Origin of the sequence: Nostoc sp. EspVER01, assembly GCF_034530635.1 — a bacterium.
Classification (GTDB): domain Bacteria; phylum Cyanobacteriota; class Cyanobacteriia; order Cyanobacteriales; family Nostocaceae; genus Nostoc.
This window is the reverse complement of sequence record NZ_JAVRCS010000016.1, coordinates 36,554-50,297: the sequence shown is the minus strand read 5'-3', so window position 1 is coordinate 50,297 and position 13,744 is coordinate 36,554. Positions and strand designations below refer to the sequence as shown.

Below are 13,744 nucleotides of genomic sequence, written 5' to 3'. Positions count from 1 at the left end.
AAAAAGCAGTAGTATCATCCTTGATGACGAGGATGCAATTGACTATTAAAAAGGATGCACACGAGTATAATCTACATAAACTTAGTAGCCATCATACTTACAATGATTGCATTTCTTAATTTTGAATTCTGGAATTCTTTAATCTCCTCACCTCTATAACTAAAATTCTCATGAAAACTGTTTTAATTGTCGAAGATGATCTAATTAATGCTCGTGTTTTTTCCAAAATTTTGTCCAAGCGTGGCGGCTTGGGTGTAAAACACACTGAAAATGTCGAAGAAGTTATAAAAATTGCCCAATCAGGAGAAGCCGACCTGATTTTGATGGATGTTTCTCTGTCCAGAAGTGTTTACCAAGGCAAATCTGTTGATGGAATCAAGATTACACAAATGTTGAAATCTGATCCGAAAACAGCAAACTTGCCTGTAATTTTGGTGACAGCACATGCTATGGAAGGCGATCGCGAGAACTTTCTCAAGCAAAGCGGTGCTGATGGCTACATTTCTAAGCCAGTTGTTGACCATCAACAGTTCGTTGACCAAATCATCGCACTTCTACCCACAGACGAGAACTAAGAATTAACGACTTATTTCAGGAATACTCGCCCGCAAATGTTTTTGGGCGATAGTTCCTGTATTTATCTAGTATAGATGTACTACGAAAAGGTACTATTAGGCAAGTGCTGAGTAGTGAGTGCTGAGTAAAGAGTTTGGAGTTAGAAGTTTGGAATTAACAGTTAAATATTTGAACTCGTAAACTCAGCACTCCTCACTCATTACTCATTACTCATTACTCATTACTACCTATTGAGTAGGCTGTTTTCTAGGCGTAGGCGCTGATGATGAGTTTGCTGGTTGCTGTAGGGCTGCTTGAATACGGGGTAATTCTAGGAATTTTTTCGTATCAGACAGTAGACGATCGCCCCAGAGATTTTCTTTGAGGAAATTTAAATTAGCATAGCGCGAATCGATACGGAGTGCAGTTTCTCCCAAGGTTAGTCCTTGTTGGCGATCGCCTTTAGTATACAGTGCCACCGCTAAGGCCAATAAAGGTTCTGCTGCTTGTTTATCAAGGGTTACAGCAGATTGCCATCGCTTAATCGCTTCGGGGATATTACCCTGTTCGTAGTTGATTAAACCAATATTGTTAAGCGCCGGCCAGAATTTTTTATCTTGAGAGACGGCTTTATCGTACTGGGCGATCGCATCTGGCAATCGACCCAGCATAAAGTAAGCATTACCCAAATCAAATAAACCCTCTGGATTATTGGGTTTTAACTTCAAACCTTCTTGATAATTGACAGCAGCAGCCTGGTAATTTTTCTGCTGAAAATTAACTGAACCCAAAGCAAACAGAATATCACCATTTTTAGGGTTGATAGATTGTGCTTTTTTCAAGCTAGCGATCGCACTATCAAACTCTTTAGTTTGCAGTTGCAATCCACCTAACAGCAACCATACTTTATCATTCCCAGGAGCCAGTTGACTAGCCAGCCGCGCTCGTGGCAAAGCTAAGTCAACCTGTTGAAACTGAGCTAGTTGAGCCGCCTCTTGTGCCAAGCTCAACCCCTGCTTTTCTAACTTTGTCGCATCTAGTTGCAGTGTATGGGGTATTAATGCCTGCGCGTTAGCGGCTTTTGGCATACTCCACAAACTACAAACCATCAGAAGAGAAATCAAACGAACATGTTTAGGCACATTACCGCCTTTAAGCCACTAATCAAAGAATCTTTCAGCTAGCTTAAACGATCTCCGCTCTTGACGGCAGCAAAATCTTACCAATCTTGGGAAAGGAATGCGGGGAGTAGGGGGAGTGAAGAAGGGAATAGGTAGAGGTTACAGGGTGCAGATTATTTCCTATCACCTATCACCTCCACCCTAATCCCAATGTCCAATGCATAATCCCGGATTTATCACCACACCTCTTAAAGCCTGCGCAAGTGCCGGGGAGAAGTAATGAGTAAGAAGTAAGAAGTTTTTACTCATTACTCATTACTTCTCCTTTGCTCCATCAAACGCCTTGAGCTTGTGAGAAATGCGGGATAATGCCCATTAAAAAAAAACTGATGACTTTGGTCATACATCAGCCTGGAATTACTAGTGACTTTCGTCATACATCGGTTTCAACTTTTTGATCAATAATTATTATGTATGAATTTATACGACGAGGTAAATATTAAACACCTTAATGCCAAAACAACTGTCTAAAAGATTGCTGACTTCAAACTTCAGCAATCTAGAACTTTAATACAAATAAGGAGTCAATTCCATGTTGAAACCAAACCGTATATCGATAGTATTAGCTGCTGCTGCTCTGATAATTGTTCCTACTCTCTTGACTGCACCTGCAAGTGCCCAGACGAAAGTCTACGTTGTTGGCGATCGCGATCAAAATTGGAACCGCGACGGCAGATCCAATTCTAGAGAAGTTAGAAACTCTAGAGACAGGGATAATAATTGGAACCGTGACGGCAGACCCAATCCTAGAGAAGTCAGAAACTCTAGAGACAGGGATAATAATTGGAACCGTGATGGTAGATCCTATCCTGTAGAAGTCAGAAACCCTAGAGATCGGGATAATTGGAACCGTGATAACCAATTTAATGGCAGAGTAGTCAGACTTGGTAATGGTGATATCAGATATCCCAATGGGCAAATTATTCCTTCTAGATCCATAGTCAGACTGCGTAATCAAGGTTACTTCAGACTTCCTAACGGGGATATTCTGCTTCCCAATCAGGAAATTGTTCCTGCTGGGAGATTAGTGAGAGTGCGTGATGATTATTTCAGACTTCCTAGTGGATTAGTACTGCAAATAAACCTTTAAAACACTAAAAACTCAAAATCATTGTCAGTATTAGGCTACCAGGCTATAGTTTTAGCCGTGAATAAGTAGCTCGGTAGCCGTTCCTTATAGACAAAATGGATATGAAAATTGATACACAAAATACCGTAGATTCATCAGTTTTAGTTCCAGAGGTAAAGAAAAAAAAGAGCAGACTTAATTGGCTCTCTTGGCTAATTGCTCTTTGCCTTTTGGGTGGAATTGGCTATGCCGTTTATTACCAAGTAACGGTTGCTCCCCGTCAACAAGCCAGCCGCCGGGTGCTGACAAGACCTGTACAAAGGCAGAGTTTAACAATCACAGTTTCAGCGAACGGAACGGTGAAGCCTGAGCGGTCAATCAACCTTAGTCCGAAAAATTCCGGCATCTTAAAAAGGCTGCTGGCGAAAGAAGGAGATATCGTTAAACAAGGACAGATTGTCGCTTACATGGATGATTCCAATCTTCGGGGGCAACTTACCTCTGCTCAAGGACAATTGGCACAAGCCGAGGCGAATTTGCAAAAAGCGATCGCAGGTAATCGTCCTCAAGATATTGCCCAATCACAAGGAGCATTAGACGAAGCCGAGGCGAATCTGCAAAAGGTACAAGCAGGTAATCGCTCTCAAGATATTGCCCAAGCACAGGCACGCTTGCAAAGCGCTCAAGCCGCCCTTCGCCAAGCAGAAGATGATTTTGTTCGCAATCAGCAACTTTACAATGCAGGCGGTATTTCCCTTCAGACTCTCAACCAAAACCGCTCCAATCGTGACAGCGCCCAAGCTAATGTAAATGAAGCACAGCAAGCACTGGCTCTGCAAAAAGCCGGGTCGCGTCCAGAAGACGTTGAGCAAGCACGGGCTGTAGTGAAGCAGAGACAGCAAGCTTTGGCACTTGTAAAAGCGGGTACACGCCAAGAAGATATTGACGCAGCCCGCGCCCAGGTAACATCGGCTCGTGGCTCACTGCAAAACATCCAAGCCGAAATCAATGACACGATCATTCGCGCACCCTTTGATGGTGTGGTGACAAAGAAGTTTGCCGATCCAGGTGCTTTCGTGACACCTACAACTGCCAGTAGTGAAGTAGCTTCTTCTTCTTCTTCTTCAATCTTGTCTCTCGCTTCAACAAATGAGATTGTCGCAAGTTTAGCGGAAACAAATATTTCTAAAATTAGCCTTGGTCAAAAAGTCTCGATTCAAGCAGATGCCTATCCAGGAAAGACCTTTGAAGGTAAAGTAAGCCAAATTGCTGCCCAAGCAATTGTCGAGCAAAACGTCACCAGTTTTGAAGTCAGAGTATCACTATCAGATCCTCAAAGACTACTGCGGTCTGGGATGAATGCGGAAGTAGATTTTCAAGTCGGTCAAGTTGAAAATGTTTTAGTAGTACCAACGGCTTCAGTGGTACGCCAAGAAAATGCTACAGGCGTCTTTGTGCAAGGAAAAAATAACAGACCTGTGTTTACTCGCATAGAGGCTGGCGTCACCGCGAATAACTTTACCGAAGTTAAGTCTGGATTGACAGGAGACGAAAGGGTATTGCTCAGTTTTCCACCAGGATCGCGTCCACAATCAACACCAAGAGGAGGAGTTTTCCCTGGTTTAGGTGGAGGTGGAGGAGCCGGAGGAGGCGGAAGAGGAACAGGTGGCGGCGGAGGTCGTTCCGGCGGCAGTTCTAGCGGTGGTGGTCGTTCTCAAGGCGGTGGTTCCCCTTAAAATTAGTTTTAAATAAAACATTATGTTTAAGATATTTAAGGGCTTTTACAAAGCGAAGAATACCCGCACAGTACCATTGCTGGAAATATTGACAATGGCGGCAGAGACTCTGTGGAGTAACAAATTACGCACATGTCTAACTATGTTGGGCGTGATTATTGGGATTTCTTCAGTTATTGCGATTACTTCTGTTGGTCAGGGAGTGCAAAAGGGGGTTGAACAACAGATACAAGCATTGGGTACAGATGTGATCCAAATCTTAGCGGGTGCTGCAAGAAGCGGGAATGTCCGTCAAGGAGTCGGTTCTAGCAGCACCTTGACTTGGGAAGATGCACAGGCGATCGCTACACAAGCGCCATCAGCACAGATGGTTTCTGCTTATCTCCAACGCAGCGCTCAAGTTGTCTATGCAGGACAGAACACCTCAACTACCATTTATGGCACAGATTTGAACTACCCAGAAGTCAGAAATACCAACCCCCAGCAAGGGAGATATTTCACTCAAGAAGAATTAGATATTGCCGCACAGGTAGCTATTCTTGGCCCCACAGTCCAAAACACGCTCTTTGGACAGGGTGTAAATCCTATCGGTGAGCGAATTCGGATTCAGGGAGAGGCTTACGAAGTTATTGGGGTGATGGAACCTAAAGGTTCCCAGGGGCCGATGGATCGAGATGACCAGATTTTCATCCCTCTAACTAGTATGTCGAAGAGACTAGTTGGGAATAATGCCCTGGTGGGCGTTTCTGTAAGTGGAATTTTAGTCAAAGGCGCTAATCAGGAAGAATTAGAAGCCGCTCAGTTTCAAGTTACCAATCTTTTACGGCTGCGTCATAATATTTATCCGCCGCAAGCTGATGATTTCCGACTGACCAATCAAGCTGATATTGTTAGTACCTTCACTAATATTGTAGGTTTATTTACAGTAATGGTGGTAGCGATCGCTGGAATTTCTCTAGTGGTTGGTGGTATTGGTATTGCTAACATTATGCTCGTTTCTGTGGTCGAGCGGACGCGAGAAATCGGGATTCGCAAAGCCGTAGGAGCGACTAATTCAGCCATTCTCAATCAATTTTTAGCGGAAGCGATCGTGATTTCCATTGTCGGCGGAGGTATTGGCATGGTCACTGGCGTTTTATTAGCCTTTGTGGCTTCAAGCGTTTTCAAATTTCCCTTTGTAATTTCTTTTTTGTCGATCGTTGCTGGCTTTGTACTCTCGTTATCTGTTGGCTTAGTTGCTGGGGTGATTCCAGCACGGAACGCTTCTAAATTAGATCCAATTAACGCTTTAAGAAGCGACTAAATAATTCGTAATACTTCGGCTTACCTCGGCTTCGCTCGGCACAAGTCGCTCAGTACAAGTTCGTAATTCGTAATTCGTAATTCCTAACTCCTAACTCCTAATTCTTATGCCAACAATGATTTGGATGGAATCCATTACTAAAACCTATTATTTGGGAGAAGTTAGTGTTCCCATACTCAAGGGGATTGAACTCTCTATTGAGGAAGGAGAATATGTCTCAATTATGGGTGCGTCAGGTTCGGGTAAATCCACGCTGATGAATATTTTGGGATGTCTGGATCGCCCGACAACTGGAGACTATATTTTTGAAGGCAGAAACCTGACGACTTTTGATGATGATGAATTAGCCTATATCCGCAACCAAAGGATAGGTTTTGTGTTCCAACAATTTAACCTATTGGCGCGGGCGACAGCACTGGAAAACGTCATGTTGCCAATGGTTTACGCTAACTTGCCCAAACCAAAACGCCGGGAAAGAGCATTAGAAGCCTTAGAAAAAGTAGGATTAGGGGGACGCATATCTAACCGTCCTAGTCAACTATCTGGGGGACAACAACAACGAGTCGCGATCGCTCGTGCTTTGGTTAACCGACCTGCATTAGTTTTGGCAGATGAGCCGACAGGAGCTTTAGATACTGAAACTTCCCATGAGGTGATGAATTTACTGACTGAACTTAATAACCAAGGAATCACGATTGTGATTGTCACTCATGAACCTGATATTGCTGCTCAAACCCAAAGGATTATCCGAGTTCAGGATGGTTTGATTGTCGGCTAATTTGTTAAGATTAACCCTTGGAGGAAGAATTTAAGATTTAAATCTCTGTAGGTCAATCAGGATGAAGACTTTTGATTATATCCTCAAAAGAACCTAATTAATTACTACATCTAGATTATGAATTTCAGCTTATTATTCGTGCATTTTACCTGGGTTACTGTCGCATTCGCGATTCTTCTTCCAAATGCAGCAAGTGCAACAACTCCGCCAAAAGCACAGAATTCTTCAAGCTCTGTACAAGTTCCCGATCGCCTCAACCCCAATCCCAACCCTCTGCAATTTCCGACTAAACCGGAGGAAGTAAGGATTCAGGGAACTGTGCCAATCAGTTTGGCACAAGCTTTGGAACTAGCAAAACGTAACAATCGAGACTTACAGGTAGCTATATTACAGCTAGAACGCAGTCGCTCGGCGCTACGCGAGTCTCAAGCTGCTTTGTTTCCTACTCTTGGTATTAACAGTGGTGTGACTAATAGTGGTAATGGTTTTAAGAGCAATTCGTCTCAAGCCAGCACTTCTTTTAATGGTTCAGCACAACTGAATTATAATCTCTATACTTCTGGGAACACGCTAGCGACTATCAGAGCCGCAGAGGAACAGCTACGGATAGATGAATTAAATGTTGAAAGTCAGGCTTTGATAATTAAGTTGAATGCCACCACTCAATACTACGATTTGCAACAAGCAGATGAACAAGTCAGAATTAATCGGTCTGCTGTGCAAAATGCCCAAGCTAGTTTGCGGGATACTCAAGCTAGAGAACAGGCTGGAGTGGGGACGCGGTTCGATGTGCTGCAAGCTCAGGTAAATTTAGCAAATGCCCAACAACTACTTACTAATGCGATCTCACAGCAGCAAATTGCCCGTCGTCAGCTTGCCACGTTGTTAAGTTTATCGCAGTCATCTGAGATCAGTGCCTCAGATCCCGTACAATTGGCGGGTCTTTGGCAGCAGACGGTAGAACAAAGTATTGTCCAAGCGTTTCAAAATCGTCCAGAGTTGCAACAGCAATTAGCACAACGTAATATTTCCGAGCAACAGCGACGACAGGCACTTTCACAGCTAGGGCCGCAAATTAGTTTGGCAGGAAACTACAACCTGCTAGATCGGTATGACGATGGTGTTAGCATTACTGATGGCTATTCAGTGGGACTTCAAGGAAATCTAACTTTGTTTGATGGGGGAGCAGCAAGAGCAAGGGCAGCTCAGTCGAAAGTTAATATTGCGATCGCAGAGACTCAATTTGCTAACCAGCGCGACCTAATTCGCTTTGATGTAGAACAGTACTATGCTCAATTGCAATCCAATTTAAATAATGTGCAGACTTCTAGTGTGGCCTTAAATCAAGCAAGAGAAGCTTTGAATTTAGCAAGATTAAGATTTCAAGCTGGTGTGGGCACTCAAACAGAGGTAATTGATGCTGAAAATGACCTGACAAGAGCAGAAGGTAATCGCATCGCAGCTATTTTGGATTACAATCGCGCTCTAGCTAATTTACAAAGATCGGTAACATCCAGGGCTTCGCGCTAAGAATGTATAGCTGTAGTCAGATGTGTTATACCAATTCAATTAATGATTGCAACATATTCTTGGGTAAAGACGCGATGAATCGCGTCTCTACAAATGGTCTATTTGTCGAATGCTTGTTTCCGATTGGTATTAGGAACCAAATGTCAAATTTTCTCTACTTTATAGTAACTCTTGTTGCGATCTTGAGTTGTTCGCTGCTGAACCCAACCCTGACAGCACAAGCCGCCTCTTCATCCACCACTGTTTACGAACAACGGATAATCCACAGTCCAGATGGTATCGGCAAATACTACATGGGGCGCGAAATAGCCCAAGTTATGGGATACACTGGCGCTGGCTGGCTAGAACGTCCCAGCCGAGAAGGAGAGGAACAGCCAAGTAAAGTAGTCAGCCTTCTCAATCTCAAACCTAATGATGTGGTGGCAGATATTGGCGCTGGTACAGGTTACTTAAGCTTTCGCATCGCGCCGTTATTAACAGCAGGTAAGGTGTTGGCTGTAGATGTTCAGCCAGAAATGTTGGAAATTATTGAGTTATTCAAAAAAGAGAAAAATATCACTAATGTTGAGCCTGTTTTAGCCACTTTTACTGACCCCAATTTACCATCTGAAAGTATCGATTTAGCCTTAATGGTGGATGCTTATCATGAACTTGAGTATCCCCAAGAAGTGATGCAAGGAATTGTGAAAGCACTTAAATCAGGTGGGAAGGTGGTGCTGGTTGAGTATCGAGGTGAAAATCCTTTTATTATGATTAAACGTCTGCACAAGATGACTCAAAAGCAAGTTCGCAAAGAAATGCAAGCTGTTGGTTTGGTTTGGCGGGAAACTAAAAACTCGTTACCTCAACAGCATTTAATGGTGTTTGAGAAACCCAATACTAATTCGTAATTAGAAAATAAATGTGAGGAACTTGTGAGGATTCATGAACTAGTCCAACGTGCAGACGAATGGGGGAAGTTCCTGAGTTCAGTAAACCAAAAAGTTTTTAGAAGCCTTGCTATCTATTTTTGGGGAATGAGACTGGCGCTTTTGGTTGCACTATCCCAAACAATCCAGCTAATAGAATTATCTAAATCATCGGGGCTGTTTGAAACTTTAAAATATAGCTTTTCTTCACGTTTTCTTTCAATGGCAAAGTCAGCATTTTGAGCATAAGAGACTATAAAACCTTTGTCTCGTAAACAATACATTGCCCAGGCTTTCAATGATTGCTTGTATGGTTCGTGTGGAATTGGCGGTTTTGTGATCGCGTCTTCAATTACTTTAAATATTTGCGTGAGTTTCGCGGTCATAGTAGATACTTTTGTTATTACCCTTAAGTTAACTAGCTTCTGGATCGCAACGAATTTCAATCATAAAGCCATCTGGATCGTAAAAATACACTCCTCTGCCAGTAGGACGAGTGACAGGGCCATGTGCGATCGCTATTTTATTTTCTATGATCACTGTCACCGCGCGATCGAATAACTGCGGATCGATGTCAAAGGCTAGATGGTAGGCTCTGGTGAAGGTCTTTTCGGGGTCTGGATTTGGTGGTGATAATTCTGGTTCCCCAAATAAATCCAGGATTGTACCATCCGGGGTGATGAAGTTGGCTACTTTCCCAGATGCGACAAGTTCCACCAGGGTTGCGGGTACTTCGTCGCCTGTGAGTTCATGCAAACCCAGGATTGTGCCATAAAAGTAGCGGGAAGCTTGCATATCCTTGACGTTGAGGGCAATGTGATGTATCTTACGCAGATTTCCTGGCGCAAGGACACTGTTCGCGGATTGGGTGCTAGATAGCATAGTAGAACAAAATCTCAATACTTTGATAGAAGCTGAACTTTTTACTTAAAGTTTAGTATTCATAATAAAAATCTATCATGCCATTTGATTATTCTTTAGACTTTAAAAATATTGATTTTCGCCAACATCCTGAACTCTATCGTGTTGGCAAGGGTGAGCAGGGTGTACTTTTGGTTGAACCATACAAATCAGAAATTCTTCCTTACTGGCGGTTCAAAACTCCTGAGATTGCTAGAGAATCGAGTGAAAAAATCTACGAGATTTTTCTTGATTATTTAGATAAAGATGATTTTGTCGGCGCGGATATGGCACGAAAGTTTATCCAAATGGGTTATACTCGCTCTCGCCGTTATGCTAATCATAAAAGCGGCAGGAAGTATAAAAAAAATTCGGAAGATTCAGGTTCCAAAAAAGAAATTCTTCCTTATGAAGTAGACTTAGTGAAAGCGGAATCGGCAGCAATATTTAAAGCCAAGTGGGTAGAAGCAAAGACAAATGAGAAATATCAAGAGCTTTTAGCCAAGCATAAGCAGATGTATGAAAGCATTTCACCTTTGTAAATAAATATACTTAGCGATTAGATATCGTGGCTACACAAACAAAGTCCGCCTGCGTGCGCGGACTCAGGAATTTGTAACCCACGGAGGTGGACTTCTCTACGAGACGCTGTTCGCAAACGTTTGTGTAGTAGCAAATTCTATTCGCCTAATACTTTTCAAACTTAAAGTATATTTTCAATCAATTCGACTTTTTAACACTCCCTTTCTCATAAAGGATTTCTGACTTTTGAAAATCCTTTGAATATCAGTTTTATATTGAAAATACTAGAATGTAAACCGTAGATAATACATGATAATCCAATGAATGTAAATCCATTGAATACAACTAAGTTTATCTTATCTTGATTTATTTTTGGTAAAAAAGTTGTACAGCCAAAGATTAATGAACATATTGCAATCAATGAGAATATTGCAACAAAACCAACACTTGTAATGAGTTCTTGCAACCTTTTAGAATTATTTCGGCGTAAAAAATTCTCCCAATGAATAAGTTCTTTTTTGGGATGAAATGATGAAGTATCTGGTGATAAATTTTCAATTCTTTGTTCAATATGTGTCAGATACAAACCAATGGTAGCTATTGTTGATGAATAAGCTGTCCAGAATGATATTATTAAAGAACACGCCAAAGGAATCAATAGTACTAAAATCAGAAAAAAGAAGAGATCAAAACTAGTAATTGTATCACTTATCCTACTTACATTATCATTTTTTTGTAGTATATTAGGTATTGTAATAAAAACAGTTAAAGCTGCAACACCAGAGCTAATAAGATTACTACGACCTTTAAATTTATCTAAAATCTCTTGTCGTAATACCTCATATTCTTTAAGAAGAAAATCTACTTTTACTTTTTCAGCTTCCTTAATTCGGTTTTCAGTTGGATTGGTGCTTTGGGTATCGGTATTGGTTTGACTATTTTCATTAGGAATTTGTAAAGTCATACAGTTTTCATAAAAACAATATTAAGATTTATCTCTTGAAAAAGTTGAGCATCTCTATCTTGAAGTTATAAAAAGACTGTGAGGAACTTGTGAGGAAATACGGTGCTTATTAAAACTTAAATTTTGCCAGGATTGAGATTGTCCTTGGGTAAACGCATCTGAAAGTACCGAAAATCCACACAGGAGACTCATCAAGTGGAATTGTTATTACAAAATTCGGTTCCAAATTGAATTTCTTTTCCCGGATGCAAAGCAATTTACAGGTTTAAGTGATTGTCACTCGCCAAACCAGCCCCCATAAACCTCCGCTTTATCCAGGCGATGTGAGCCATAATCACAGCGTAATTCAAAAGTCTGCTGTTGACTGAGGGCGAAGGTGAGTTTAGGGGCGTGGCTGACAGCAATAGTTTCCACATTAACCTTCACCGTATTATCACCTTTCTCCCGAAATTATCGCCGATATTCGTCGCCACAATCGCCGATAAGCTGGTACAAATCGCGTGATTGGCGAGATACTGCATTGATGCGATCGCGATCGTCTGCATCTAAACTAAAACTAAATACTTTAGCGTTATCTTCTATATGTTCAGATACACCAAGTCTGGCACCAACTATCACACCGCCCACAGTTGGCTGATCTAAAATGTAACGCACTGCCACGTTGGAAATGCTTACCCCATGCTTATTAGCAATTTCCTTCAAGATAGCCAGCAACTCTTGAAATAATCGCCAACCACCCCAAGCATCGATCATATTTTTATATTTTTTCAAACTAGCAGTGGAGAGATCAAATCCTTGCGGTTCTGGTTTACCCAAATAGTTTTCTGATAACAAACCGCCGCACAGTGTACCGTAAGTAAAAAGCTTTATGTCATGCTGTTGACAAAACTCTACCATATTAACTTCGGGACGGCGGTCAATAAGCGAAAACTGTACTTGGTTAGAAACAATTTTGATACCCGCTTCAGTAATAATCTTCAAGTTTTCTGTGTCAAAATTAGTTAAACCTAAATGCTTAATTTTACTCTCAGTCTGAAGTTCTGCCATATATTTGAGGGCATCCAGATAATTTTTATCCTGATATTCCCACCAATGAAATTGCATCAAATCTAACGATTGCACATTCATTCTTCTCAGGGAAATATCAATATTTTCCTCGACGAGTTTCTTCGTCATTTTGCCTGGACGAGGTACCCATTTCGTAAAGGCTTGTACCTGAGATAAAGCAGCTTTACCACGAGTATCAATTAGTTGGCAACGAAACTCACCAATAAAGTCTTCCGCAGGGCCATAATGATCTGCTAAATCCCAAGTGGTAAAGCCAGCATCTAAATATTTGAACATAGTCTCAATAGCGGCTTGGGGATTGATCTGTCCGTGTGCGCCGGAGACTTGCCACATCCCATTTAATATGCGGCAGATGTTCAAATCGGGAGTAAATTGGAGACGACTAGCTGCGGGTAAGTTCATTTTCAATTTATGAGTGAAAAGTTAGGAATGGGAAGACTTAACAATTACTAATAGATAAATCATAACTGATAATTCCTAATTCCTAACTCCTGACTTTTTAACGCCAGTCTTTTTCAGCTTGTTCGAGAACGTAAGCAGCAACGTCTTGAATTTGCTGTTCAGTGAGACGTTCTTTGTAGGCTGACATATTATTTTTACCATTGGTAACTATAGATGTAACTGCCTCTATTGAATCCATACCATACTTTTTCAGGGCTGGCTTTTTGAGATTTTTACCTCGCCTGATGATGTTGCTGCCATTGATATGACAACCAGCACAATGAACACTAAATATTTGTTCACCGTTAACTGTGTCTGCTGCACTAGCAGACAAAGTAAAAGTACTGATTAATAACAAAAACGTTACTAATACTAATGTAAGTAGTTTTTTCAATTAATTTCTCCAGATTTGGACATACTAGTTGTAAGCATAAGTATCAGAACCAATACTAGAGGGATTCAAAGTCAGTTGCAAATCCAGCAAAATTTGCACAATCTTCTTGAAAAGCTTCTGCATCACTAACATCCTCAATTTTATAAGACATGATGCGCGTACCATCTGGCATTTTTTTGGAACCAATCAATTCACCTTGATATTTCGCTGCGATCGCTTTAAAATCAACACCATAGATTTTCCAGGCATCACCCGAACAAGTAATATTTACTTGCCACATATTTCACTCCTAATTACTACCACTAAATATTCATCATCTCATAAATGGGTAACATCTTACACATCACCTCTTGGGGATTGGAATTTTCTATCTAAAGGAAGTACCAAGCCTGATC

General features: G+C 41.4%; 16 protein-coding genes. 8 read left to right on the top strand and 8 right to left on the bottom strand.

Going from position 1 to position 13,744, the window contains the following annotated elements; all coding sequences use genetic code 11:
* Positions 1-170: 170 nt before the first annotated feature.
* Positions 171-575 (top strand): response regulator, encoded by a 405-nt coding sequence (locus RMX69_RS15765; protein ID WP_289796406.1) that lies wholly within the window; start codon positions 171-173, stop codon positions 573-575.
* Between the two features lie 228 nt (positions 576-803).
* Here the strand turns inward: RMX69_RS15765 and RMX69_RS15760 are convergent, their stop codons facing one another.
* Entirely contained in the window at positions 804-1,697 is an 894-nt protein-coding gene (locus RMX69_RS15760) for a tetratricopeptide repeat protein (RefSeq protein WP_322637996.1), read from the bottom strand.
* 571 nt (positions 1,698-2,268) lie between these two features.
* Here RMX69_RS15760 and RMX69_RS15755 point away from each other — a divergent pair.
* From RMX69_RS15755 to RMX69_RS15730, 6 genes are all read left to right on the top strand, one after another.
* On the top strand, positions 2,269-2,826 hold the full coding sequence (locus RMX69_RS15755) for a hypothetical protein (protein ID WP_289796403.1): 558 nt from the start codon (positions 2,269-2,271) through the stop codon (positions 2,824-2,826).
* A 101-nt stretch (positions 2,827-2,927) separates the two neighbouring features.
* Complete coding sequence (locus RMX69_RS15750; RefSeq protein ID WP_322637995.1) at positions 2,928-4,541, top strand: efflux RND transporter periplasmic adaptor subunit; 1,614 nt, start codon at positions 2,928-2,930, stop codon at positions 4,539-4,541.
* A 22-nt stretch (positions 4,542-4,563) separates the two neighbouring features.
* Positions 4,564-5,844 (top strand): ABC transporter permease, encoded by a 1,281-nt coding sequence (locus RMX69_RS15745; RefSeq protein WP_409878825.1) that lies wholly within the window; start codon positions 4,564-4,566, stop codon positions 5,842-5,844.
* 106 nt (positions 5,845-5,950) lie between these two features.
* Positions 5,951-6,622 (top strand): ABC transporter ATP-binding protein, encoded by a 672-nt coding sequence (locus RMX69_RS15740; protein WP_289796401.1) that lies wholly within the window; start codon positions 5,951-5,953, stop codon positions 6,620-6,622.
* A 117-nt stretch (positions 6,623-6,739) separates the two neighbouring features.
* Entirely contained in the window at positions 6,740-8,152 is a 1,413-nt protein-coding gene (locus RMX69_RS15735) for a TolC family protein (RefSeq protein WP_289796400.1), read from the top strand.
* 140 nt (positions 8,153-8,292) lie between these two features.
* The gene (locus RMX69_RS15730) at positions 8,293-9,042 is read left to right on the top strand and encodes a class I SAM-dependent methyltransferase (RefSeq protein ID WP_289799950.1); all 750 of its coding nucleotides are present in this window, start codon (positions 8,293-8,295) and stop codon (positions 9,040-9,042) included.
* A 113-nt stretch (positions 9,043-9,155) separates the two neighbouring features.
* Here RMX69_RS15730 and RMX69_RS15725 read toward each other — a convergent pair whose 3' ends face one another.
* Positions 9,156-9,446: a hypothetical protein gene (locus RMX69_RS15725; protein WP_322637994.1), complete on the bottom strand. Its 291-nt coding sequence runs from the start codon at positions 9,444-9,446 to the stop codon at positions 9,156-9,158.
* 28 nt (positions 9,447-9,474) lie between these two features.
* Positions 9,475-9,942 carry a VOC family protein gene (locus RMX69_RS15720; RefSeq protein ID WP_322637993.1) on the bottom strand — a complete coding sequence of 156 codons (468 nt, stop codon included), beginning with the start codon at positions 9,940-9,942 and terminating at the stop codon, positions 9,475-9,477.
* Positions 9,943-10,019: 77 nt separating this feature from the next.
* Between RMX69_RS15720 and RMX69_RS15715 the strand changes: the two genes are divergently transcribed.
* The gene (locus RMX69_RS15715) at positions 10,020-10,502 is read left to right on the top strand and encodes a DUF4385 domain-containing protein (protein WP_322637992.1); all 483 of its coding nucleotides are present in this window, start codon (positions 10,020-10,022) and stop codon (positions 10,500-10,502) included.
* A gap of 206 nt (positions 10,503-10,708) precedes the next feature.
* On the opposite strand, the gene RMX69_RS15710 is transcribed toward RMX69_RS15715, so the two are convergent.
* The 5 genes from RMX69_RS15710 to RMX69_RS15690 all read right to left on the bottom strand — a co-directional run bounded on the left by RMX69_RS15710 (position 10,709) and on the right by RMX69_RS15690 (position 13,629).
* Positions 10,709-11,446 (bottom strand): hypothetical protein, encoded by a 738-nt coding sequence (locus tag RMX69_RS15710; protein ID WP_322637991.1) that lies wholly within the window; start codon positions 11,444-11,446, stop codon positions 10,709-10,711.
* A gap of 276 nt (positions 11,447-11,722) precedes the next feature.
* Positions 11,723-11,860: a hypothetical protein gene (locus RMX69_RS15705; RefSeq protein ID WP_289796393.1), complete on the bottom strand. Its 138-nt coding sequence runs from the start codon at positions 11,858-11,860 to the stop codon at positions 11,723-11,725.
* Positions 11,861-11,896: 36 nt separating this feature from the next.
* Positions 11,897-12,916: an aldo/keto reductase gene (locus RMX69_RS15700; protein WP_322637990.1), complete on the bottom strand. Its 1,020-nt coding sequence runs from the start codon at positions 12,914-12,916 to the stop codon at positions 11,897-11,899.
* 97 nt (positions 12,917-13,013) lie between these two features.
* Entirely contained in the window at positions 13,014-13,349 is a 336-nt protein-coding gene (petJ, locus tag RMX69_RS15695; RefSeq protein ID WP_322637989.1) for a cytochrome c6 PetJ, read from the bottom strand.
* Positions 13,350-13,404: 55 nt separating this feature from the next.
* Positions 13,405-13,629 carry a hypothetical protein gene (locus RMX69_RS15690; RefSeq protein WP_289796390.1) on the bottom strand — a complete coding sequence of 75 codons (225 nt, stop codon included), beginning with the start codon at positions 13,627-13,629 and terminating at the stop codon, positions 13,405-13,407.
* Positions 13,630-13,744 lie beyond the last annotated feature (115 nt).